This window comes from Pseudomonas syringae group sp. J309-1 (assembly GCF_032582135.1).
GTDB classification, from domain to species: domain Bacteria; phylum Pseudomonadota; class Gammaproteobacteria; order Pseudomonadales; family Pseudomonadaceae; genus Aquipseudomonas; species Aquipseudomonas quasicaspiana.
The window spans coordinates 114,615-137,001 of sequence record NZ_JAWHNU010000006.1; the positions used below are offsets into that span (position 1 = coordinate 114,615).

The window sequence follows — 22,387 nt, forward strand, 5'->3', positions numbered from 1 at the left end:
GCTTCAGGCCACTTGCCTTAATGCCTATCTGCCGGTGATGCGCATGCCCAACTACCTCGACGCCACGCACCAACAGCGCATCGCCCAACTGCGCAAAACCTGGACCGCCCGCACCGACTGGCCAACCTGGTTATTGCTGATCGGGACTTACGCGGCCTGGTTCAGCCTGATCCAATACTCGGCACTACTGGGCCGCGGATTGACCTTGATGTTGCTGGTGCCGGTCATCACGTTCTGGATGTCGGTGCAGCACGAATTACTCCACGGCCATCCGACCCGCTGGCGGTCAGTGAACAAGCTACTAGGCTACGCGCCGCTCGCGATCTGGTATCCCTACACGCTGTATCGCGACAGCCATCTACTGCATCACCGCGACGAAGAGCTGACCCTGCCACATCATGATCCCGAGAGCCGCTACCTGAGCGAACAGCATTGGCAGCGCAATAGCATCGTGTCGCGCAGCCTGCACTGGTTGAACAAAACTCTTTATGGCCGATTGCTGGTCGGCCCGGCGATTGCGCTGATTGGCCTGCTGTCAGTAGAACTGCGAAGGCTACGGCAAGGCGTGTTGCAAGCCTGGCTGATGTGGCTGACTCACGGTGCCTGCGTGGTGGCAGTGTTGTGGTTTGTTCAGGTACAAGGCGGAATCGGCATCTTCGAATACCTGCTGGCCAGCGTACTGGCTCTGGCGTTATCCATGGTCCGCTCGTTCTATGAGCACCGGCCTGCGGCATCGCCGCAACATCGCTCGGTCATCAATGAAGCGGGTTGGCCTTGGCGCTGGTTGTTTCTGAACCTGAACCTGCATCTGATTCATCACGATCTTCCGGGCTTGCCCTGGTATTACCTGCCCCGGGTTTACGCAGAGCGTCGTGAAGACTGGCTGCAGCGCAGTGGCCAGTTTCTGGTGGACGGGTACGGCGCATTATTCAGGCAACATGGCGTACGGCCGATTGATAGTCCGCAGCACCCCTGGCGTTGAGCTCATAGCGGGATACATGCAAATTTCCTGTAGAGATGGCCCGGAGTTTTTGACACAGCGCTGTTTGCGGCAAACACGTCTGTTGGAGCGAGGCTTGCCCGCGAAGAGCGATAATGCGGTTCGTCTGGCCTACCAAGTCGTCTGGTTCGCGGGCAAGCCTCGCTCCTACAGATCGGTGTTATCAGGGGCACTTCGGCAGCTCCTGCACAGGTCATAGCACCAGTGACCTTTACTAAACGTCAATTACTGGATATTTTGTCTTAAACATTTATCCAGATACCCATCCACATGTCCGACTCTTCTGCAGAACCCCGCAACCTGCTCGAACAACTCAAACACGTTGCTCAAGGCCTGGGCGAGACCTTCGGGCCGTTTTGCGAAGTGGTGGTGCATGACCTTCGATCTCCCGATCACGCCATTTACGCAATCCACAACAATCTGTCAGGTCGCTCTGTTGGTGACCCGGCTACCGAGCTGGGCCTCGCGCGAATCGCCGACCCGGCCTATCCGCAAGTCATCGCCAATTACGCCAACCGGTTCCCCGATGGACGTCAGGCCAAAAGCACCTCGATCGGTATCCGCAACGTCGATGGGCAATACGTCGCGGCGCTGTGCATGAATGTTGATCTGACTCTTTTCCAGGGCGTACAGACGGCCATGGCTCAATTCACCCGAGTGGATTGCGCGGTGGATGAGTCCCTGGAAGTGGATAGCGCACACAGTATTCGCAAACGGATTGATGAGTTCGCGGGTCGCTCGGCAAGCACGCCCCGCTCGCTCAAGGCCGATGAACGCCGCACCTTGCTTCGAGAGCTGAAAGCATCGGGCGCACTGGAAGTGCGCAAATCCATGGACGTGGTCGCGCAACACCTGGGGGTCTCCCGCGCTGCCGCTTACAGCTACCTGAAGTAGGCCCACTGCCGCTTCTGAAATTTGAATTTCAACGAGAGAACCCCATGCCCGAACCCATTCTCTGCAAGAACAGCACAACCATCAGTCCACCTGCCGGGCACTACTCGCACCTGTCCATCGCCAATGGCTTCGTGATGATCAGCGGCCAGTTACCCATCACTGCCGACGGTGCACATCTGGCCAATGCTTCGTTTGAAGATCAGACCCGACAAGTGCTGCTCAATCTGGACAGCTGTCTTCAGACTGCTGGCATCAGCAGAGAGCAGTTGGTGCAGGTGCGGGTGTATGTCACTGATATTGGGCAGTGGCCGCTATTCAATCAACTCTACAGCCAATGGCTGGGGGATCACCGTCCCGCAAGAGCCGTCGCGGGCGTCGCACAATTGCACTACGGCTGCGCCGTGGAAGTTGAAGCCATGGCCGTAGCGGCCTGATATTTTCAGTTGAGAAGGTGACTATCATCGTGAACACGAACACTCTGACACTCCCCACCTATCAAGACGTGGAAGCCGCTGCCCAGCGTCTTGTAGGCCAAGCCAATCGCACGCCGGTAATCACCTCGCGCACCGTCGACAGCCTGTTCGACGCCCAGATATTTTTCAAATGCGAGAACCTGCAGCGGGTCGGTGCATTCAAGTTTCGCGGTGCCTTCAACGCCCTGGCGAAATTTGACGAGCAGCAGCGTAAACATGGCGTGGTAGCATTCTCTTCAGGGAATCATGCGCAGGGTATCGCCCTCGCCGCCCGTCTCCTGGGCATCCCCGCTACCATCGTCATGCCTCACGACGCGCCACCTGCGAAGATTGCGGCGACACGCGAATATGGCGCAAACGTGGTGATCTACAACCGTCAGACCGAAGATCGCGAAGCCATCGGCCGCGAACATTCCGAGCGCCTGGGCATGACCCTGATTCCCCCCTACGACCACCCCGACGTGATAGCCGGACAAGGCACGGCCGCCAAAGAACTGCTCGAAGAAGTCGGACCGCTGGATACATTGCTGGTCTGCCTGGGCGGCGGTGGATTGCTCGCCGGTTCAGCACTTTCAACCCGTGCCCTGTCGCCCGCTTGCAAGCTGTATGGCGTCGAACCTGAAGCGGGCAACGATGGGCAGCGCTCCTTTCGCTCGGGCGAAATCGTCCGTATCGCTGTTCCGCACACCATCGCTGATGGCGCACAAACCCAGTACCTGGGTAACCACACCTTCCCGATCATTCGCCGTGACGTGGACGACATTCTCACCGTGTCTGACGCGCAACTCATCGACGCCATGCGCTTCTATGCCGAACGAATGAAGATGGTCGTCGAACCAACGGGCTGCCTGAGCTTCGCCGCCGCACTGCAGATCAAGGACCAGCTCAAAGGACAGAAAGTCGGGATCCTGATCAGTGGCGGCAACGTCGATTTGCAGCGTTACGCGGAGTTGTTGGCTAATTAGTCCGTAATGGATATCGGGCAGACAATTGCCTCACAGCGCCCGGCCGCGCGTGACAAAATGTCACACCAGAAATTCAACCAGTTGTCTGACAACCGCCGAACGGTCCTAGATGGAGAAAACCAATTGTTCTAAAATGTTGCAATACCGGCAAGCGGACGCGGAATCGAACCTCAACGACATCAACAGTCGTCGACTTGGAAGCCCGGCGACTTGACCAGATTTATAAAAAGAAAAGCCCGTCATAGACGGGCTTTTTTCGTTTTCGGCATTTGTGGCCGAGCGCGCCCTGAGCGCAAACGACGATTTCGGGTCAGCCCACTGGGCGCCCTACTGCACACTTTTAAACTTGAGGCTAATCCCATGCTGCGACTCGTCATCATCTACCTGCTCCAATGGTTCAAACGCCTGGCGTCCAATGCCGTATCACGTAACGGTAACGACACCTACACCGAGAACTTCTCGTCCCGTGAAGAGAGTGACGGCGGCCGCTGGACGTTCGTGACCATTTTCATCGTGTTCACCCTGAGCCTTTATTCGCTGGCTGGCCTGGGCTACTACGCCAAGGTCCACGTCTGGGACGGTTTCACCGAAGCCGAAAAAAACAACATCGCCCAGGCCATGGTCGTTGCCAGCCAGAACATGAACTAAACCTTTGATCTAGCCGCGACCAACGAACGGCATGTTAGTGGCCATAACGGTCATGTTTAGCACGTTGGTCGACAGCGGCAGGCTCGCCATATAGCGCACCGCATTGGCGACCTCTTTGACATCCATCATCGGCTCCACGGCGGTCTGCCCATTGGCCTGCCGAACCCCGGTAGTCATGCGTGCCGCGAGCTCGGTCAAAGCATTGCCGATATCGATCTGACCGCAGGCAATGTTGAACTCACGCCCGTCCAGGGCAAACGTCTTGGTCAACCCAAGCACGGCATGCTTGCTCGCGGTGTAAGGTGAACTGAACGGCCGCGGCGTGTGGGCGGAAATCGATCCGTTATTGATGATCCGTCCACCCTGCGGTACCTGCCTGCGCATCAGCCCAAACGCGGCGCGAGCGCAGAGAAATACTCCAGTCACGTTGGTGTTGATCACGTTCAGCCACTTCTCGACGTCCAGTTCGTCCACCGGAACGGCCGGGGCGCCAACGCCGGCGTTATTGAACAAAACATCCAGACGACCATAAGCGTCTTCAATCCTCGCAAACAGCGCATCGACACTCGCCGGATCGCGGACATCGGTGGACACTGCAATGGCCTCGCCACCCGCCTCGCCAATAACCGCCGCCAACTCATCCAGAGGCTCCTGACGACGTCCCGCCAGCACCAGGCGGTAGCCATCCTCCAGCAAGCCCAACGCAACAGCACGACCAATGCCACTGCCTGCGCCCGTGACAAGTGCGACTTTTGATGCGGTGTTATTGGTCATTCTGTTACTCCTTTCTGATTCGGAAAAGTACGGAATAGCACAGGAGATTACCCGGCCTTGCCAACTCCGCGCTATCGAGTTGCAACCAAAGTCGACTGTAGGAGCGCGCTTGCCCGCGATGCTCTTGCCACGAATGAAAAATCTGTCGACTCTAAAATCGAATCGCGGGCAAGCGCGCTCCTACAGTCAACCGTGCTTTAGAGGGGGTGGCATTCAAAGTCGATCGACTCATCAAACCCCTTGCACCACTGACGCTTTCCTGAGAAAAAGCCGCCTTTGTCGCCTTATTAGAGAAAGCACCATGAGCAACGAATTGCTGGTCACAGACATCCGCACCGGTGACGGCAAGGAAGTCGTCAAGGGCGCGCTGATTACCACCCAGTACACCGGCAAACTGGAAGACGGCACCGTGTTCGACTCCTCCCATGATCGCGGCAAGCCTTTCCAGTGCGTGATCGGCACCGGGCGCGTGATCAAGGGCTGGGATCAGGGCCTTATGGGCATGAAAGTCGGCGGCATCCGCGCCCTGTTTGTGCCTGCACATCTGGCCTACGGCGACCGGCAGATGGGCGCGCATATCAAGCCGGGGGCTGATCTGCATTTTGAGATCGAATTGCTGGAGGTTTTGACTCGGGATGATTGATCAGGCATCAGGACCGCCTCTCGGCTAAAGCCCACCCCAGTGGATACTCCCAGTTTGATGAAGACGCAGGACCTGTGGGAGCCGAGCTTGCTCGCGATAAGGCTGGATACGATCAGAAGTGAATTGCGTCCAGCCTTATAGCGAGCAAGCTCAGCTCCCACAATCTGGTTTCATTTCACATGGGCATATGCGCATTGCACAGTTTGAATGCTGAAACCTGACGAGGCCGGCATCTCCCGGGCGAAAGCCAGCCCTGCAGATAGGTGGAGTACTTCGTGCGTCAGCATCCAGGCAACCATGCCTTATGCGTTCCGCCCTCTCTCATCAAACAACATGCAAATTACTGGATTGAAATGCATTTTCTGCAGGAGCTGCCGAAGGCTGCGAAGTATTTCTCCTGATACACCGCTATCGCAGCCTTCGGCAGCTCCTACAGGTCGTTGGTTTGCCGCGAGACAGCGCGGTGTCATGCACACTGGGGCCACTTCTACAACGCTCATCATCAGGTCTGATTGCTTGTTCCCCCAGAAAAAGCGATGCTCCACCGCATAGAAATCGCGGTACTTATAAGAAGGAAACATCATGGCCCTCAACAAGCCGACCCAGGAACTCAAGCGTCACCTCAAGGGAACTGCCGAGAACCTTGAAAGCACTGCCAATGAAATACTCAAGCTCGCCGAACAAATGACTGATGTCGACGTCACGGCCATTCTGCAATTGGTCAACCGGCTGTATGGAGATGCCGATCAGCTCAAAGCCTACGCCGACGAGATCAAGGCTAAACGGATCGTTCGCGCCAAGGCTCTTTAATCAAGCGTTGCAATGTTCGCGTCTGAATCAGTGATCAATGCAAGGACCTGCGATGCTGCCTTCCACCGCCAATGCCAGCGCTAGTTTGAAGCATCTGCACATGCAGAAATTGCGCGGGCGTGTGGGTATGGGGTTGGCGGCAAGCCTTTCGGTTCTGGCAGGCATGACCGATGCCATCGGGTTCATGGCGACGGGCGACTTCGTTTCCTTCATGAGCGGCAATACCACCCGTCTGGCGGTGGCGATCAGCGATGGTGACCTGAACACCACCTCTCGCCTGCTGTTGGCAATCATCACCTTCGTAATCGGCAATGCGCTGGGGGTGATCGTTGCCCGGGTAAGTGGCCGACGCGCCCTGCCCTTGTTATTAAGTATCGGTATGCTGCTGTGCGCTGCCGCAGCCTGGCCAATGGCTTCGCAGATTATTACCGTCGTGGCGGCGATTCTGGCCATGGGCATGCTCAATGCCGCCGTTGAACAGGTCAACGGCCTGCCGGTGGGGCTGACATATGTGACGGGAGCACTTTCCCGATTCGGGCGCGGTATGGGACGCTGGATGCTTGGCGAGCGCCGTGATGGCTGGCGCATACAGTTGGTCCCTTGGGCCGGCATGTTCATAGGGGCAATTATCGGCGCACTGCTGGAAAACCGGCTGGGACCCAATGCGCTGTTGATCAGCGGCGCATTTGCCGCAGTGCTGGGGATATTGACCCTGTTTATCCCCTATCGCTGGCAGCGTCGCTACATACCACGCTGAGCCTTCAAACCGTCACCTTTTCTTCATATGGGCTGATTACTATCTGAGGACTTTTCCTACAGATGAGTGCCCGACATGTCTCCTGAGCACGAAAATATCGCGCGGCGTATTCATCGCGAGCTGCTTGATCATAATGATGAAGAGCTGGAGCTCGAGCTGGCAGAAGACGAGTACAGCCTCGACAAACTGTTTGAAAACGATATCAGCGACAGCGATGAAAAACAGGCCCGCCGCCTTTATTTCAGCGAACTGTTCCGCCTTCAGGGCGAGCTCGTCAAACTGCAAAGCTGGGTGGTGAAAACCGGGCATAAGGTCGTGATCCTTTTCGAGGGTCGCGATGCAGCCGGTAAAGGCGGTGTGATCAAGCGTATCACCCAACGCCTCAACCCGCGGGTCTGTCGTGTAGCCGCTCTCCCTGCCCCCAACGACCGTGAACGCACTCAATGGTATTTCCAGCGCTACGTTTCGCACCTGCCCGCGGCCGGTGAGATCGTCCTGTTCGACCGCAGTTGGTATAACCGCGCGGGCGTGGAAAAGGTCATGGGCTTTTGCGACGACGATCAGTACGAAGAGTTTTTCCGGACCGTGCCCGAGTTCGAGCGCATGCTCGCCCGCTCTGGCATTCAGTTAATCAAGTACTGGTTTTCGATCTCCGATCAGGAACAGCACTTGCGCTTTCTCAGCCGCATCCATGATCCGCTCAAGCAATGGAAGCTCAGCCCGATGGATCTGGAATCCCGTCGTCGCTGGGAGGACTACACCAAGGCCAAGGAAATCATGCTGGAGCGAACTCACATCGCCGAAGCGCCGTGGTGGGTGGTGCAGGCGGACGACAAGAAGACCGCGCGCCTGAACTGCATCCACCATTTGCTGGGCCAGATGCCCTACGAAGAAGTCGAGCAACCGGCGATTGAACTGCCGGAGCGTCAGCGCCGTGAGGATTACAGCCGCGTGCCGACGCCGAGTGACCTGATCATCCCGCAAATTTATTAACACAGCCCGACGAGCGCCTGGAACCAGAGTCCAGGCGCTGGGGGTCTTAGGCGTTCAGCTCGGCCACACTCAGCTTGCGCAACAGGTCGCGCTTTTTGCTGCGATGCCCCTGCATACGCACCAACAAGTCATCCAGCGTCCCCATGGCCTCCAGGATATGCGGACCTTTGTTGAGCATCACACATTCAGCTCGTACGCCCATCGCTGCGTCGGTAATTTCGGCACGGGTTGCCGCGCCGGTCTTGGCCAGCGTATCCAGCACTTGAGTCGCCCAGATCACAGGGACATGGGCCGCCTCGCAAATACACAGGATCTCCTCCTGCAACTCTGCAGTTCGTTCGAAACCGTTTTCTACCGCCAGATCTCCCCGGGCAATCATCACACCCAGTCGCGGATTCTGCATGCCCGCCAGTAGTAAGGCCGCCAGACTTTCGAATCCGCGTCGTGTCTCGATTTTCAACACGACGCCAAGATGCTCGGCGTTGAGGCGCTTCAAATGCACCAGAAGTGATTTGACGTCCTCAGGACTGTTAACGAACGACAACTCCACCACGTCCGCATGCTGGGCGGCGAACGCAAGTGCCTCCAGATCCTCTGATGACAGTGCGTCGAGTTGCAGCTCGCTGTCGGGCAGATTGATGCCCTTGTCGCTTTTCAGTTTGGCTCCGCCCGGCGCATGGGTAATACGGACGGTAACCACGTCAGCCTGCACTGACTGGATACGCCCACCGATTTTGCCATCGTCAAACCATACCGGTTCGTTGGCGCGCAGGTCCTTGAACACCTCAGGCAACGTACACCCGATACGCGCCGGGGTCAGGACCTTACCGGTGCTGTCGACCACTGCGGGATGACCATGACTGGCGTCAGCGCTCAGCAGTAAAGCATCGCCCTCGTTGAGGACAATGCTTTGCTCCCGAGGCGGCACGCCGGTAATGCGTTCTGATTTCGGGCGACCCCGATGCTTTTTCAAGTGCAGCTCTATGCCGGGAATCATGTAGGCCGTCTTGCGCAACTCCGCCCGACAGCCTTGTTCAGTGACTTCAACGATCGACAGTGAGCGACTTGAATCTCTTGCGTCCCTGAACGCAAGCTCATCACCGACCTGCAACTGCTTTAACCATTTTCCCGGCATCTGCAAACAATAGTCATCGTCCGAAAAGGCCTCCGGCTCTTCGGCAAGCCAGACTTGAGCGGCGGTCACGATGCGTCCGAAATCATCGCGTTGCGGGCGGATTTTCAACACTGCCGGGCCCGGCTGTATCTGCCCCGTACGCAACTTCGGCCCCGCAAGGTCCATCATCACCTGGCAGGTTCTGCCGACCTTGGCAGCGGCGCTGCGGCCATGCTCAATCATTTTCAGCCAGGTCGCCGGGTCATCGTGTGCGCAGTTGATACGTTGACAATCCATGCCTGCCTGCACCAGTTCACGGACCATGGAAGGATTGCTCGCGGCCTCCTGAGGCATGGTCACCATGATGCGTACGCCGCGCTCTGGCGCTGACCCGCCAAACAACTGGTCTGCATGCAGGTTCAGGAGGTTTTCCCCGGTCCGGTTCACCAGGCTGCCGGAACTCTCTTCAAGTTCAGCGCCGGGAAGCAAGCGCTTAAGGACATCAATGACCCTGTCGACCGATGCGAGCGCATTGGCTTCACAGCGTCCCAGGGAAGAAAGGCCAAGCCCGGACAACTGCTGTTGCAGAGGGCGAATATCATGGCGGCGCAACGCGAGGTAGCCCAGCAAGTTGCGGGCACTGTCCAGATAATCAGGGTGCACTTGCATGCTTTCGATGGGCGTCCGGGCAGCGGCCTCCATCTTGACTCGCAAAAAAGACAGACGCTTTAGCGCAGCTCGTATTTGCTGCTCATCCAATACGTTGAAGTCGGTTTCTATGATTGTCATGGCGGGCACTCGCTTCGAATGGAGACCATTGCGGTCCGTCAGACAAGCACCTGGACCAGCGCAATGTGCGGACTTAAAGGCTAAAGCCCGATTGTGACGATCTGCTTACTGCGGACAGCGAGCAGATGGACGGCCCGAGCACTCAGGAAAATAGATTGGACGCTAACGATTTTCGTGCTTAACCTTGCCCGCCTGTTTGCGCGCAACGGACGGCCCTCAATGTTTGCTGTTCTCAATATATTGCTACCGATTTTCGCCCTGATCCTGTTGGGGTTCATCTGCCGCCGCACGAACCGCCTTGGCCCGAACGCCGCGTCGGAAATCAACCGGATGGTGGTCTGGCTGTGTCTACCGGCACTGCTCTTCAGCGTTACGGCAACATCGACCTGGGAGCAGATCTGGCATCCGGGCTTCGTCATCGGCTTTACGTTGAGCACCCTGTCGGTGTTCGTCATCACCCTCCTGCTGCGCTGGAAGAAAGGCACCCATCTGGCCGATGCGAGCATCGACGCACTCGGTGGCTCCTATGCCAATGCGGGTTATATCGGTATCCCGCTGTGCGTGATGGTGCTCGGCCAGGAAGGACTGCAACCGGCGCTGGTCGGGGCACTTCTGGTGGTCTGCGTGTTATTTGGCCTGGCGCTGGTCTGTGTGGAAGTCGGACTGCAAACCGAGCGCAAGCCGCACCGCATTGCCTTGAAAGTGTTTCTGGCGCTGGCGAAAAACCCTCTTGTGGTGTCTCCGATCCTCGGCGCGTTATGGGCCAGCAGCGGCGCGCCCTTACCCGGGGCACTGGAAAAACTGCTCAGCCTCCTGGGTGCGGCGACCAGCCCCTGCGCACTGGTCGCGCTTGGTTTGTTCCTCGCCGAAAAACAGCAAGGCACACGTGAAGGAACGTCGCTGCTGGTCCTGATCAAGCTGATCGGCCACCCGCTGCTGACCTGGGTGCTGGTGTTCCATGTATTCGATGTGCCGCTGCTATGGGCCAATGCCGCCCTGCTGCTCAGCGCACTGCCCACCGGCACAGGCCCGTTCATGCTGGCTGAGTACTACAAGCGCGAAGCGTCACTGGTATCGAGCACGATTCTGGTGTCGACCCTGGGTTCGCTCGTGACGCTGTCGATCTGCCTGTACGTGATCAGTCATCCGGGGTGACGTCGCTGCCCGTCAGGCGTCGATAACGTTTAACATGTCGCGCCCTTTCGCCACTGATTGCCGTCATGACCCCAGAAGCACTCGCCATCCTCAACCAGCATCTGCTGGATGCCCTGCAAACCGCGCCCGATGAAACCCGCCGTCTGTTTCATGGCCGAGGCCGTGTCTGGCCAGGACTTGAGCAGGTGACGGTCGACTGGATGCAAGGCGTGGTGCTGGTCTCGCTGTTCCGTGAGCCCGCAAAGACCGAGCTTGAAGCGCTGACCCGTCTGCTGCTGGAACTGACCCGCACACCGCAATGGCTGAACAGCCAGGCACATACCTTATTGCTGCAACACCGCTACTTGCCGGAAAGCACCACTGAGTGGCTGCTGGGTGAGCGGGTGGAAGAATGGCAGATCACTGAAAGCGGCCTGCACTTCAAAGTAGATCTGGGCAGGAAGCAGAACTGCGGCCTGTTTCTGGACATGCGTTACGGGCGCGACTGGGTGCGTGCCAACGCGCAGGGCAAACGGATACTGAATCTGTTTGCCTACACCTGTGGCTTTTCCGTCGCGGCCATCGCAGGCGGTGCCGAACAAGTGGTCAATCTCGACATGTCCCGGGCCGCACTCACCCGCGGGCGTGAGAACCACCGCCTCAATCAACACGACTTGCGCAAAGTCAGCTTTCTGGATCACGAACTGTTCAAGTCATGGGGCAAGGTGAAAAAATCCGGGCCTTATGACCTGGTTATTATTGACCCGCCCTCCTTCCAGCGCGGCAGCTTCCTGCTCGACAAGGATTACCAGAAAGTACTGCGACGCATGCCCGAACTGCTGGTGCCGGGCGGTCAGGTGCTGGCCTGCATGAATGAACCAAGCCTGGGCTCCAGTTTCCTGATCCACCACACCGCCGTTGAAGCGCCAAACCTGCGTTTCGAACAACGTCTAAACAATCCACCGGAGTTCCCTGACGCTGAGGTCGAAGGTGGATTAAAGGCACTGCTCTTTACGGACGTGTCTGAAACTGCAGAGATATAAGATAACTTTTTATTAATTAGTTAGCTTTACAACGTTAAGCGCAGCAAAAAGGATTCGGTCAATGTTTAATGGCGTCAAATAACCAACTGTTTACGCCCTTAAAGTTTCAGTTTTAAACGCCGATGGACTTGAATAACCAGACCTGTGTAAACAACAAAACTTTTCTACACAGGTGATGGTTTTTTCACACATTGGCGCCTACAGTGATGTCAAGTCGCCAGCAGATAGATCAGTTGAATCTCAGCTATCGCAGCGTGGCGATTCGAGGTATCTCGGTATGAAAACAAGAAATATAAAACTGACCACCAGAGCCCTGTTCAGCTTCGGCATCATCTGTCTTCTCTTGATCGGCCTTGGCGCCGCCTCGCTGTTCAAGATGGATGACATTCACGACTCAGCCTCCGACCTCCAGAAAAACTGGCTGCCCAGCGTCAGACAGGCCGGTCGGATCGAGACCGCGATGCTTCTGTATCGTCTGGACGCCAGACGATTTGTCATGGACGACGCACGCCTGGGCGAAGCGTCGATCAAGAAAATCAATCAACTCAAAGCCAACTTGAGCAAAGCCACACAGGACTATGCGCCTATGGTCGGCGACGCCGCCGAGCGAGAACTGTTCAATAAGGTCTCGGCCAACGTCAGTGCCTATCAGGGCAAAATCGACGAACTGATGGAGTTAAGTAAAACTCGCACTTATCAGGAAATGGCGGTATTCATCCAGGACACCTCCAAGCCTCAGGCAGTGGCGCTGCAAAGCGCTATTGAAGAGCTGATTGGCGTTAACGAAAAAGGGGCGGAGCAATCCGGATCGATCGCGGATGAAAGTTTTATCAGCGGCCGTTATATCTCAATGATATTCATTGTTATCGCCGTCATCGTTACTGTAGTTGTAGCCGTGGCCTTTACCCGAAGTATTACCCAGCCTATTCAAACCCTGCTGATCACCACCCGGAAAATTGCCGACGGCGATTTACGCACTACGGTTGAAATCAGCGGCGCGGATGAGATGACCGAGTTGCAGACCGCTACTGCGACCATGCTGGCGAATCTCAAAGGGACGATTCAGCATATCTCCGACTCCTCGGGACAACTCGCCTCAGCGGCGGAAGAAATGAGCTCGATCACCAAAGAGTCCAATGCCGGTATCCAACGGCAAAGCATGGAAACCGAGCAGGCGGCCACCGCAGTCAACCAGATGACTGCCGCCGTCGAGGAAGTCGCCCGCAACGCGGTCGCTGCCTCTCAGTCAACCCAGGCATCAGAACGCTCGGCACAGACAGGGCAGGAGCGCGTCAGCCAGACCATCGCCTCGCTGGAAAAACTCAGTACTACAGTCGAACGTACCGGCCTTGAAGTCGAAGGCCTGGCGAACCAGGCACAGCACATCGCCAAAGTACTGGACGTGATTGGCTCCATCGCCGAACAAACCAACCTGCTGGCCTTGAACGCCGCTATCGAAGCCGCCCGGGCGGGCGAGCAAGGCCGCGGGTTTGCCGTGGTGGCGGATGAAGTCCGCGCACTGGCCCACAGAACGCAAACGTCTACCCGGGAAATCGAGCAGATGATCCAGGGCATTCAAAAAGACTCGACCCTGGCAGTGCAGTCCATGAAACAAAGCACGCTTGAAGCCGGCTCGACCTTGCAGATCGCCCATGAAGCCGGTGTCGCAATCAAAGAGATTACCGCAGCAATTTCCCACATCAACGAGAGGAATATGCTGATTGCCACCGCGTCAGAACAGCAGGCGCAAGTCGCCCGTTCGGTTGACCAGAACCTGATGAGTATTCGCGACCTTTCCTCACAAAGCTCATCCGCAGCCAGTCAGACCTCACTGGCCAGCAATGAGCTGTCGCAACTGGCCGTAGGCCTTAATCGTCTGGTAGCGAGGTTTTCGGTATAGCAACTGCGGGAAAAGCGCGATCAGTTCCGAATGCCTGATTGCGAACTTCAGCCATAACAAAAAGCGAGTCATTATCGTGCTGAAACATATCTCTGTGGCCGAGCTACGCCTCGGCATGTACGTACACGAATTCTGTGGCTCAGGGATAGAGCAGTCATTCTGGAAAAACGGATTCATGCTTTCGAATGAGCATGATCTGCAACGCATCCTCGACGCAAAAGTCGCAGAGCTCTGGATCGATGACAGCCGCGGTGTCAGCCCTGTACCCGCCGCGCCTGTTCAATCAGATCCAGCACTGCCGACCTGCCTGCAAAACATCGCCAACAAACCTGTTCCCCATCGTGTTGCACTGAATCAGGAAATTTCCCGATCCCTCAAGCTGTGTGCTCATTCCAGAGCGGCTGTCGAGAAGATGTTCAGTGATTTACGCATGGGTCAGGTCATTGAAATGGAGAAGGTCAGCGAACTGGTCGAGGAAATCTCCGACTCGCTGTCCCGGCATCCCGATGCCTTGATCAGCCTTGCTCGACTGAAGACCTGTGATGAATACACCTACATGCATTCGGTCGCAGTCTGCGCACTGATGGTCGCCCTCGCCCGCCAGCTTGGACTTCCGCCTGCTTTGGTTCACGAAGCGGGTGTCGCAGGCCTGATGCATGATGTCGGTAAGGTCGTGATCCCGCTGACCATCCTCAACAAGCCGGGCGCGCTTAGCGATGAGGAGTTCGCAACCATGCGCAGCCACTCGCAGTCGGGAGCCGATATGCTGAGGCAAAGCCACCATTTCAGCCCCAGGGTCATGGACGTTTGCCTGCATCACCATGAAAAAATCGACGGCACCGGCTATCCACACAGGCTGGCGGGAAGCCAGATCAGCCTGTTTGCACGGATGGGCGCGGTGTGTGACGTGTATGACGCGGTAACTTCGGACCGCCCCTATAAAGAAGCCTGGGGCCCGGCTGAAGCCATCCACCGCATGGCCCAGTGGCAGGGACATTTTGACGAAAAGGTCTTTCAGGCCTTCGTCAAATGCGTAGGCATTTACCCGGTCGGCGCACTGGTCCGCCTGCAAAGCGGACGGATTGGTGTAGTGATCGAACAGCATGAAAAATCACTGCTCACGCCCAAGGTCCGGGTGTTCTTCTGCGCCAACAGCAATCAGCACATTGCGCACACCACCCTCAACCTCGCCGCACTGGTGGGCCAGGATCGCATCGTGGGTCGTGAGTCAGCGAAGGAATGGGGATTCAGTAACCTGGATGAGCTGTGGGCTGAGTCCAGTGTGGGGAGCAAGTCGAATTGTGGCTAGCACGCAAACGTTATAGAAGTTGCCGCAGGCTACGAAGCCAATTGCCCTGTTGGAGCGAGGCTTGCCCGCGAAGCGTTCGATGAGGTCTGTCAGGCAGATCGCGTCATCGTTCTTCGCGGGCAAGCCTCGCTCCAACGGACAGTGCAGTCATGAGAGCGGTGCTTACCCTCACATCAGAACTTGAACGCCTGACGCCCGATCAGCAGCCACTTGCCGTCCTGCTTCTGCCAGATCTGGAAGTTTTCGATTTCAGTCGGGACAACCTTGCCACTGTTTACGGCCTCGGCGGAAAAGTGGTTGCGAACCAGCGCGGTATCACCCGACAGAGTGATCTGCTGCTTCTGCATTTCAAGCCTGTTGAACGCGCTTTTGCCCGTTTCGATATCTGCGATAAAGGCTTTCTTGTCCTGAATGTTGCCGCTGGAGTGCCCACAAGTGAGGTTGTCGGCAGTCAGTGCCTGCAGTTGCGCAATATCCTTGTGCCACATGGCTTGCGTCAATTTGTCGACAGCCTTTTCAACATCGGCTTGATCTGAGGCATGAGCCGTAGCCGTGTAACCGCCGAACAGGCAGAGAAACGCAACGAGCAGCTTGAAACGCTTGTTCATGTTTATTCCTTGTTATTGTTTATTGGTAATGGAGGAAAACGCGCAAAAGACCGAGCTGTCTTATACGACGTCTTACAACATAGCTTATTTATCAAAACAGGCAAACGAGATTTTCACGCCAGCGGTATTAACTCCTTAAACCTATAAATAATAGTGGCTTTAGCACTCGCCTATAAATATTCACCGACCTGAAACGCAGAAACCCGGCACTGCGTTTAAGCAGGGCCGGGTTTCTTGTTCGGGTTTCAAGTGGTCATTATTGACCACATGAGCCCCGTGCGTCTGACGATAAGCGTGTTACAGAGCCATATCCGAAGCAGGATTGCTTGGCTGTGGCTTCGCAGGCTTGGCCGGTGCAGCGCTGGCAGCCGGGTAAGCTGCAGGGTCGATTACCGGTGGCTTGGTCAGTTGCAGGACTTCAGCGGTGTAATCCCACGACTGCTGAACGCGCTCAGGAGAACCGTTGAGCTTGGTGCCATAGCTCGGAACGATCTGACGCATCTTGGCTTGCCACTCTGGAGTAGCAACCTTGTCCTTGAAGGCTTTTTCCAGCACGTCGATCATGATCGGAGGTGCAGTCGAGGCACCCGGGGACGCGCCCAGCAGGCCAGCGATAGAACGGTCCTGAGAGAAAACAACCTCAGTACCCAGCTTCAACACACCGCCTTTCTCGGCATCGCGCTTGATGATCTGAACGCGCTGACCGGCTTGCCACAAGCGCCAGTCTTCTTTCTTGGCGTGCGGGAAGTACTCTTTCAGCGCGTTGAAGCGGTCGTCATCCGACATCATCAATTGGCCTGCCAGGTACTCGATCAGCGGATACTGCTCGACGCCAACCTTGGTCATCGGCCACACGTTATGGGTCGTGGTGGTCGACAGCAGGTCAAGGTACGAACCTTCCTTCAGGAACTTGGTGGAGAAGGTAGCGAACGGGCCAAACAGAATCATGCGCTTGCCGTCCAGAACACGGGTGTCCAGGTGCGGTACGGACATGGGTGGCGCGCCAGTCGACGCGATACCGTAGGCCTTGGCCATGTGCTGCATGGCCAGATCCTGGTTTTCAGTTACCAGGAACGAGCCGCCAACCGGGAAGCCGCCGTATTCGCGAGCCTCGGGGATGTCAGCGATTTGCAGCAGCTTCAACGCACCGCCGCCAGCGCCGACAAACACGAATTTCGCGTCGGTGCCGTGGGTAGTACCGTCTTTCAGGTTTTTGTACTCGACGTGCCAGCTGCCGTCCTTGTTGCGAGTGATTTCGTTGACTTCGCTCGACAACTTCAGGTCGAAGTTAGGCTTGGTCTGCAGGTTGGCAACGTATTGGCGAGTGACTTCACCCCAGTTCGCATCGGTACCCAGTGGCGTCCAGGTAGCAGCGATTTTCTGGTTTGGATCACGCCCTTCCATCATCAGTGGAACCCACTGCTTGATCTGAGCCTGATCTTCGCTGTACTGCATGCCAGCGAACAACGGGCTGGTTTTCAGCGCTTCGTAGCGGGCCTTCAGGAACTTGACGTTATCGTCGCCCCACATGAAGCTCATGTGTGGCGTCGAGTTGATGAACGAATGCGGGTTTTTCAGGACGCCATTCTTGACCTGCCACGCCATGAACTGGCGGGTGACCTGAAACGCTTCGTTGATTTCGATTGCCTTGGCAATCTCGATCTTGCCGTCTTTGCCGTACGGGGTGTAGTTGGACTCGGCCAGGGCAGAGTGACCGGTACCGGCGTTGTTCCAGCCGTTGGAGCTTTCTTCGGCAACTTTGTCGAGACGCTCGACCATTTCCATGGTCCAGGTCGGCTCAAGCTCGTTCAGCCACGTGCCAAGGGTAGCGCTCATGATGCCGCCACCGATAAGCAACACATCGACTTTCTTGGTTTCTTCTGCATGCAAAGGCGTCAGTCCCATCGACAGCGCCAGGCCCAGGAGGGCTGTGTTCACTTTTTTTAACATACTGTGATTTTTCCAGGATAGAACGTCATCCCTCCGTCAATCTACGCATCTGATGACCGGTTCCACGCATGCTTGCAGGCATATCGTGAACAGCGGCAATCGGCAGGACCGACGGCTGGACATTCAAGGCTGATGCACTGCTATCAACCTCACTCTCTTGTCTCTCCTGAGCTGACTTCTTGTTTGCCATTGTTTTCAGCTGCTGAGTGACATTGAATCTCTTGGTACATCGTCAGAACAAAACGGCTCCGACAACCTCGTTACAACCAGCACCCAGGTCTTTCACGGAACAACATCTGCTACTTGCTTAACAAAAAGTCATGCGTGGTAAAGCATCTATGTACACGTGTATCGGGAACCGCAAACGGTAATTGTAATCGGATACAGGTTGCGGAGCGAACTTTTACCGATATTAGCGTGTGCGCTTAGTCGATAGTCTCGTTCGACGCGGGCCTCTGGCGCGCATCAACCAGTGCTTTGGCTTGCCGGGTTAATTGATCCAGATGCCGATCACGCTGCTTCTCGGCTTCTATCATCGGCCGCTTTCCGTGCTGCTGAAGTAAATAAGCATGAATTTGCCGAATCTCCAGCGAATTGTAGATCGGCGCTACATCCAGTACTGCCACCAGACCGTCAATGCCGTGATCCCGCGTATTCATCAATACCTGCGGACCGCGAGCGGCCAACACCTGAAAACCCATTGCTTCGAAACGCGGAACCGCGGCGGCGCGACAGGCCAGTTCGGCATGTGGGTAGCGTTCGGTCATCTGCGCCAGCATTGCGCGCGCCACGCCTTTGCGACGTTTGCTGGCCTGCACGGCCATAAACGCTACCGCGCAGGCTTCGGGATCGTCCTTGACCGGCAAATACAGCAAGAAGCCGATCACCGTGTCCGGTTCGTCAGCATCCAGCGCGACAATCAATTCAACGGGAATCCCTTTTGATCCATCCATGGCCTCGATGTAGAGATGAACTTCGAAACCGACGCCATATTGATAAAGGCTGTAGAGCGGATTACTGGGCGCAATATTGACCATGCTGATATCGGTGATGTAATCGACCACCATCTGCATGATCTGGCTTTTGATCAACTCGGGGGGCGGGCTTTCGAAGCGGGTGACGGTGAACATCGAGATGGTGACTCCAGACTTTAAGGCATCCCCGGACCGGCATGCTCGGTACGAAGGGGCGCCATCATACCCCAGACTTACAGCGAGGCCCATTTGCCTCGATGGCAAAGACTGCTTTAATCAGCCAACTCACCGAAGAAGGAGCGAACAGATGGAACGTCTCACCGCGAAAGATTTTTCCCCTGAACTGCTTGAGCTGTACGACTACTACGCCCACGGCAAGATCAACAGGCGCGAATTTCTTGACCGCGCGGCAGCTTTCACTGTCTTTGGACTGACCGCCAGTGCCGTCCTTGCTTCGCTGAGCCCCAACTACGCGATGGCACAGCAAGTGGAGTTCACTGACCCGGATATCGTCGCCGAGTACGTCAACTATCCTTCGCCCAAGGGCCACGGTCAGGTGCGCGGCTATCTGGTACGTCCGGCAAAAGCCACCGGCAAGTTGCCCGCTGTGGTCGTGGCGCATGAAAATCGTGGGCTTAATCCTTATATCGAAGACGTTGCCCGCCGCGTGGCAAAAGCCGGTTTCATCGCCCTCGCCCCCGACGGTCTGACGTCAGTCGGTGGCTATCCCGGCAACGACGACAAAGGCCGCGAACTGCAACAGACCGTCGACCCGGAAAAGCTCATGAACGACTTCTTCGCCGCCATCGAGTGGATGATGAAGCACGACGCAACGACCGGGAAAGTCGGCATCACCGGCTTCTGCTATGGAGGTGGAGTTGCCAACGCAGCAGCGGTTGCCTACCCCGAACTGGCCGCCGCCGTGCCGTTTTACGGACGTCAGGCCAAAGCTGAAGATGTGCCAAGAATCAAGGCACCGCTGCTGATCCACTACGGCGAACTGGACACCCGCATCAACGAAGGCGCTGCCGCCTACGAACAGGCATTGAAGGCCGCAGGCAAAACCTACCAGGCATATGTCTATCCCGGTGCCAACCATGGCTTTCACAACGACTCCACCCCGCGCTACGACGAAGCGGCGGCGAAGCTCGCATGGGACAGGACCCTGGAGTGGTTCAACAAGTATCTGGTTTGATGCCTGGCAGAAATCTCACCACTCAAACGGCTGGACCTGGCAGTTCATTCTGTAGAACCGGCTTCAGCCGGGAGAGCGTCAAGACAGGCGCATGATTTGCTTCGGCAAACAGACCGCTCTCCCGTCTAAAGCCGGCCCTACGAGATTAAACAGCGCAGTAGCAAGCTTGCGGAGCAGCACCACAATCAACCACCCTCCTGCGTTGCGCAAAAAGCAACAAAGCTGCCTTCCTGCAAGGATTGATACCGCCGCCTTTGCCTGCTCATACTCGCCCCCCCCCAAAAAGGAGCAGGTCATGGATTCCCTTTGGCAGCGTCTGCAAGAACAGGCTCATCAGCTCGCAGAGCGTAACCCCGTAATGAGTCATTACGTGCAGTTTGGAATTCTGTCACAGCCCTCCTTCGCCGCCGCCCTGGCAACAAACCTGGCTCGGCAACTCAAGGAGCAGGCTGGGACTACCGATCTGACCGGCTGGTTTACGGAAATCATCCGGGGTAACTCTGACATCGCCTCCAACGCAGCGGCTGACATCAACCACCTGGTTATCGTCAACCCGGCCTGTCCCGATCACCTCACCGCTTTCCTGACGTTCCGCGGCATTCAGGCCGTTCAGGCTTACCGCATTGGCCATGCCTTGTGGAACGATGGCGATATTCAGAGCGCAGTGCTCTTGCAGAACTGGGCAGCCAACACCTGGAGCATCGATATCCACCCGGCAGCGCGACTGGGCAAAGCACTGTTTGTTGATCACGGGATTGGCCTGGTGATTGGCGAAACCGCCGTCGTAGAAGATGAAGTCAGTCTTTGGCACGGCGTGACGCTGGGCAGCACTCTGGCTGAAGTCGGCGACCGTCATCCGAAGATTCGCCGCGGCGCATTGATCTGCGCAGGCGCCAGCGTACTGGGCAACATCGAAGTCGGTGCCAAAGCCATCGTGGCGGCCAACGCAGTGGTGCTCAAACCCGTACCGGCGGGCGCTGTCGTTGCAGGCACTCCGGCAAAAATTGTCGGTAGCGCACCGCAGTCGCTGGCCACCCTGACCTCGAAAACCCTTACCCAACGGGAGCAATGAACATGGCCGCAGCCGCCCAATCCACTCAAGGTATTGACCACCCGCTGGTAACCGTACGCGACCATCCGCAGACACTGGCACTGTATCGAAAAATGGGCTTTGAACCCTCGCCGATCAGTTATCACCCGTGGGGCACAGTCACGACACTGGTGATGTTCCCGAGCAATTTCATCGAAATCATCGCAGTGGATGATGCCTCGAAGTTTGGCACTAACTCGGTCGATGGCTTCTGTTTCGGCCGTCAGTTGGGCACATTTCTGGATCGCGGTGAAGAGGGCATCTCGCTGGTGGCATTGCACAGCAAAGACGCAGATGCAGACTATGCACGCCTGACCAACGCCGGGCTGGCCAGTCAGGGCCGTATTGATTTCCGGCGCAAAATGACCCTGCCCGATGGCCGTCCGGACGAAGCCGTCGTGTCGCTGGGACTGTTCATGGATGAAGAGCACCCGGATGTTTCCAACTTCATTTGCCATCAGCACCGCCCGGAATTGATCTGGGTGCCAGGATGGCAAAACCACCCAAACGGCGCTGACGGCATCCTCGCGGTGACATACCTGGCGGACCCTGCCCAGCTCGAAAGCCGGTGGAAAGCGTTGTACGGCGATGCGGTTCGCTACCACGGCGATGTGCTGGAAGCTGATACTGGCTGCGGTTTGCTACGCGCCATGTCCCTGACTACCGCGCAAACCGAGTTTGCCGGAGTCAACTTGCCTGAGGCGGCCAGTCAACGCCCCCATGCGATAGCGCTGCGCATCAACACTAAAAACCTGGATGCGGCGCGAGCCATTATCGAAAGCAACAAAGTGCCGCATCTAGCGGGTTCACAGCGCCTGCTGGTCGAGCCGCAAGCGGCCGGGAATGTGATCCTGGAGCTGGTGCAAACCCGCTGAGTGTCCTTTGCCCCGCATGCCTGTCTGGATAAATGCGATTCTGTGGGAGCCGAGCTTGCCCGCGATAAGGGGGACCCAGCAGGCGGGTATACCGCGTTATCGTTCATCGCGAGCAAGCTCGGCTCCCACAAGACCGTGCCCTCCGTTGGACGTCCTTTGCCCAGCATACCTCTGGATAAATGCGATTCTGTGGGAGCCGGGCTTGCCCGCGATAAGGGCGACGCAGCAGGCAGGTATACCGCGTTATCGTTCATCGCGAGCAAGCTCGGCTCCCACTGGGCCGTGCCCTTTGCTGGACGTCCTTTACCCAGCATACCTCTGGATAAATGCGATTCTGTGGGAGTCGGTGTCCCTGACACCGCTGTCGCGCAGCAAACACGGACCCTGTAGGAGCGCGCTTGCCCGCGATTCGGCCTGTCAGTCGATGAATATATCGCCTGTACTGGAGC

At 56.9% G+C, this 22,387-nt stretch carries 21 protein-coding genes; 16 read left to right on the forward strand and 5 right to left on the reverse strand.

Going from position 1 to position 22,387, the window contains the following annotated elements; translation table 11 throughout:
- The first annotated feature begins 43 nt into the window (after positions 1 to 43).
- The 5 genes from RX972_RS05445 (at position 44) to RX972_RS05465 (ending at position 3,980) form a co-directional block, all read left to right on the forward strand.
- Positions 44 to 982, forward strand: coding sequence for a fatty acid desaturase (locus tag RX972_RS05445; protein ID WP_255877213.1), 939 nt, complete (start codon positions 44 to 46; stop codon positions 980 to 982).
- A gap of 288 nt (positions 983 to 1,270) precedes the next feature.
- Entirely contained in the window at positions 1,271 to 1,894 is a 624-nt protein-coding gene (locus tag RX972_RS05450) for a helix-turn-helix transcriptional regulator (RefSeq protein ID WP_316873174.1), read from the forward strand.
- A gap of 44 nt (positions 1,895 to 1,938) precedes the next feature.
- Entirely contained in the window at positions 1,939 to 2,328 is a 390-nt protein-coding gene (locus RX972_RS05455) for a RidA family protein (protein ID WP_122703751.1), read from the forward strand.
- Positions 2,329 to 2,372: 44 nt separating this feature from the next.
- A complete protein-coding gene (locus RX972_RS05460) occupies positions 2,373 to 3,332 on the forward strand; it encodes a threo-3-hydroxy-L-aspartate ammonia-lyase (protein ID WP_316873258.1) in 960 nt (319 codons plus the stop codon).
- A gap of 360 nt (positions 3,333 to 3,692) precedes the next feature.
- Positions 3,693 to 3,980 carry a hypothetical protein gene (locus tag RX972_RS05465; protein WP_099268766.1) on the forward strand — a complete coding sequence of 96 codons (288 nt, stop codon included), beginning with the start codon at positions 3,693 to 3,695 and terminating at the stop codon, positions 3,978 to 3,980.
- Positions 3,981 to 3,989: 9 nt separating this feature from the next.
- Here RX972_RS05465 and RX972_RS05470 read toward each other — a convergent pair whose 3' ends face one another.
- A complete protein-coding gene (locus RX972_RS05470) occupies positions 3,990 to 4,754 on the reverse strand; it encodes an SDR family oxidoreductase (RefSeq protein ID WP_316873178.1) in 765 nt (254 codons plus the stop codon).
- A 301-nt stretch (positions 4,755 to 5,055) separates the two neighbouring features.
- Here RX972_RS05470 and RX972_RS05475 point away from each other — a divergent pair, with 301 nt between their 5' ends.
- The 4 genes from RX972_RS05475 to ppk2 all read left to right on the forward strand — a co-directional run bounded on the left by RX972_RS05475 (position 5,056) and on the right by ppk2 (position 7,957).
- The gene (locus tag RX972_RS05475) at positions 5,056 to 5,397 is read left to right on the forward strand and encodes an FKBP-type peptidyl-prolyl cis-trans isomerase (protein ID WP_316873180.1); all 342 of its coding nucleotides are present in this window, start codon (positions 5,056 to 5,058) and stop codon (positions 5,395 to 5,397) included.
- Between the two features lie 582 nt (positions 5,398 to 5,979).
- A complete protein-coding gene (locus RX972_RS05480) occupies positions 5,980 to 6,207 on the forward strand; it encodes a hypothetical protein (RefSeq protein WP_027900182.1) in 228 nt (75 codons plus the stop codon).
- 52 nt (positions 6,208 to 6,259) lie between these two features.
- Positions 6,260 to 6,964 (forward strand): YoaK family protein, encoded by a 705-nt coding sequence (locus RX972_RS05485; protein WP_316873182.1) that lies wholly within the window; start codon positions 6,260 to 6,262, stop codon positions 6,962 to 6,964.
- 75 nt (positions 6,965 to 7,039) lie between these two features.
- Positions 7,040 to 7,957 (forward strand): polyphosphate kinase 2, encoded by a 918-nt coding sequence (gene ppk2 / locus RX972_RS05490; protein ID WP_027900184.1) that lies wholly within the window; start codon positions 7,040 to 7,042, stop codon positions 7,955 to 7,957.
- A gap of 46 nt (positions 7,958 to 8,003) precedes the next feature.
- On the opposite strand, the gene RX972_RS05495 is transcribed toward ppk2, so the two are convergent.
- Positions 8,004 to 9,860 carry a pyruvate kinase gene (locus tag RX972_RS05495; protein ID WP_316873185.1) on the reverse strand — a complete coding sequence of 619 codons (1,857 nt, stop codon included), beginning with the start codon at positions 9,858 to 9,860 and terminating at the stop codon, positions 8,004 to 8,006.
- A gap of 219 nt (positions 9,861 to 10,079) precedes the next feature.
- Between RX972_RS05495 and RX972_RS05500 the strand changes: the two genes are divergently transcribed.
- The 4 genes from RX972_RS05500 to RX972_RS05515 all read left to right on the forward strand — a co-directional run bounded on the left by RX972_RS05500 (position 10,080) and on the right by RX972_RS05515 (position 15,246).
- Positions 10,080 to 11,015, forward strand: coding sequence for an AEC family transporter (locus tag RX972_RS05500; protein WP_027900186.1), 936 nt, complete (start codon positions 10,080 to 10,082; stop codon positions 11,013 to 11,015).
- A 65-nt stretch (positions 11,016 to 11,080) separates the two neighbouring features.
- Positions 11,081 to 12,037, forward strand: coding sequence for a class I SAM-dependent methyltransferase (locus RX972_RS05505; RefSeq protein WP_316873186.1), 957 nt, complete (start codon positions 11,081 to 11,083; stop codon positions 12,035 to 12,037).
- A gap of 277 nt (positions 12,038 to 12,314) precedes the next feature.
- Positions 12,315 to 13,937, forward strand: a complete 1,623-nt coding sequence (locus RX972_RS05510) for a methyl-accepting chemotaxis protein (protein WP_122395199.1) — start codon at positions 12,315 to 12,317, stop codon at positions 13,935 to 13,937.
- 76 nt (positions 13,938 to 14,013) lie between these two features.
- Complete coding sequence (locus RX972_RS05515; RefSeq protein WP_316873189.1) at positions 14,014 to 15,246, forward strand: HD-GYP domain-containing protein; 1,233 nt, start codon at positions 14,014 to 14,016, stop codon at positions 15,244 to 15,246.
- A 173-nt stretch (positions 15,247 to 15,419) separates the two neighbouring features.
- Here RX972_RS05515 and RX972_RS05520 read toward each other — a convergent pair whose 3' ends face one another.
- The 3 genes from RX972_RS05520 to RX972_RS05530 form a co-directional block, all read right to left on the reverse strand.
- Positions 15,420 to 15,854, reverse strand: a complete 435-nt coding sequence (locus tag RX972_RS05520) for a nuclear transport factor 2 family protein (protein WP_316873191.1) — start codon at positions 15,852 to 15,854, stop codon at positions 15,420 to 15,422.
- Between the two features lie 297 nt (positions 15,855 to 16,151).
- Positions 16,152 to 17,804 carry a malate dehydrogenase (quinone) gene (gene mqo / locus RX972_RS05525; RefSeq protein WP_231666000.1) on the reverse strand — a complete coding sequence of 551 codons (1,653 nt, stop codon included), beginning with the start codon at positions 17,802 to 17,804 and terminating at the stop codon, positions 16,152 to 16,154.
- A 425-nt stretch (positions 17,805 to 18,229) separates the two neighbouring features.
- Positions 18,230 to 18,934 carry a GNAT family N-acetyltransferase gene (locus RX972_RS05530; protein WP_316873195.1) on the reverse strand — a complete coding sequence of 235 codons (705 nt, stop codon included), beginning with the start codon at positions 18,932 to 18,934 and terminating at the stop codon, positions 18,230 to 18,232.
- Between the two features lie 151 nt (positions 18,935 to 19,085).
- Here RX972_RS05530 and yghX point away from each other — a divergent pair, with 151 nt between their 5' ends.
- The 3 genes from yghX to RX972_RS05545 all read left to right on the forward strand — a co-directional run bounded on the left by yghX (position 19,086) and on the right by RX972_RS05545 (position 21,938).
- Positions 19,086 to 19,973: a YghX family hydrolase gene (yghX, locus tag RX972_RS05535; RefSeq protein WP_027900193.1), complete on the forward strand. Its 888-nt coding sequence runs from the start codon at positions 19,086 to 19,088 to the stop codon at positions 19,971 to 19,973.
- A gap of 295 nt (positions 19,974 to 20,268) precedes the next feature.
- Entirely contained in the window at positions 20,269 to 21,045 is a 777-nt protein-coding gene (epsC, locus tag RX972_RS05540; RefSeq protein WP_316873198.1) for a serine O-acetyltransferase EpsC, read from the forward strand.
- Between the two features lie 2 nt (positions 21,046 to 21,047).
- Positions 21,048 to 21,938, forward strand: coding sequence for a VOC family protein (locus RX972_RS05545; RefSeq protein ID WP_316873200.1), 891 nt, complete (start codon positions 21,048 to 21,050; stop codon positions 21,936 to 21,938).
- The last annotated feature ends 449 nt before the right edge of the window (positions 21,939 to 22,387 follow it).

Coding starts and splice junctions, on each gene's coding strand:
- RX972_RS05465 (WP_099268766.1), top strand. CDS start 3,693: ATGCTGCGACTCGTCATCATCTACCTGCTCCAATGGTTCAAACGCCTG.
- RX972_RS05475 (WP_316873180.1), top strand. CDS start 5,056: ATGAGCAACGAATTGCTGGTCACAGACATCCGCACCGGTGACGGCAAG.
- RX972_RS05485 (WP_316873182.1), top strand. CDS start 6,260: ATGCTGCCTTCCACCGCCAATGCCAGCGCTAGTTTGAAGCATCTGCAC.
- RX972_RS05455 (WP_122703751.1), top strand. CDS start 1,939: ATGCCCGAACCCATTCTCTGCAAGAACAGCACAACCATCAGTCCACCT.
- ppk2 (WP_027900184.1), top strand. CDS start 7,040: ATGTCTCCTGAGCACGAAAATATCGCGCGGCGTATTCATCGCGAGCTG.
- RX972_RS05495 (WP_316873185.1), bottom strand. CDS start 9,860: ATGACAATCATAGAAACCGACTTCAACGTATTGGATGAGCAGCAAATA.
- RX972_RS05505 (WP_316873186.1), top strand. CDS start 11,081: ATGACCCCAGAAGCACTCGCCATCCTCAACCAGCATCTGCTGGATGCC.
- RX972_RS05500 (WP_027900186.1), top strand. CDS start 10,080: ATGTTTGCTGTTCTCAATATATTGCTACCGATTTTCGCCCTGATCCTG.
- RX972_RS05520 (WP_316873191.1), bottom strand. CDS start 15,854: ATGAACAAGCGTTTCAAGCTGCTCGTTGCGTTTCTCTGCCTGTTCGGC.
- RX972_RS05450 (WP_316873174.1), top strand. CDS start 1,271: ATGTCCGACTCTTCTGCAGAACCCCGCAACCTGCTCGAACAACTCAAA.
- RX972_RS05510 (WP_122395199.1), top strand. CDS start 12,315: ATGAAAACAAGAAATATAAAACTGACCACCAGAGCCCTGTTCAGCTTC.
- mqo (WP_231666000.1), bottom strand. CDS start 17,804: ATGTTAAAAAAAGTGAACACAGCCCTCCTGGGCCTGGCGCTGTCGATG.
- RX972_RS05545 (WP_316873200.1), top strand. CDS start 21,048: ATGGCCGCAGCCGCCCAATCCACTCAAGGTATTGACCACCCGCTGGTA.
- yghX (WP_027900193.1), top strand. CDS start 19,086: ATGGAACGTCTCACCGCGAAAGATTTTTCCCCTGAACTGCTTGAGCTG.
- epsC (WP_316873198.1), top strand. CDS start 20,269: ATGGATTCCCTTTGGCAGCGTCTGCAAGAACAGGCTCATCAGCTCGCA.
- RX972_RS05470 (WP_316873178.1), bottom strand. CDS start 4,754: ATGACCAATAACACCGCATCAAAAGTCGCACTTGTCACGGGCGCAGGC.
- RX972_RS05530 (WP_316873195.1), bottom strand. CDS start 18,934: ATGTTCACCGTCACCCGCTTCGAAAGCCCGCCCCCCGAGTTGATCAAA.
- RX972_RS05445 (WP_255877213.1), top strand. CDS start 44: ATGCCCAACTACCTCGACGCCACGCACCAACAGCGCATCGCCCAACTG.
- RX972_RS05480 (WP_027900182.1), top strand. CDS start 5,980: ATGGCCCTCAACAAGCCGACCCAGGAACTCAAGCGTCACCTCAAGGGA.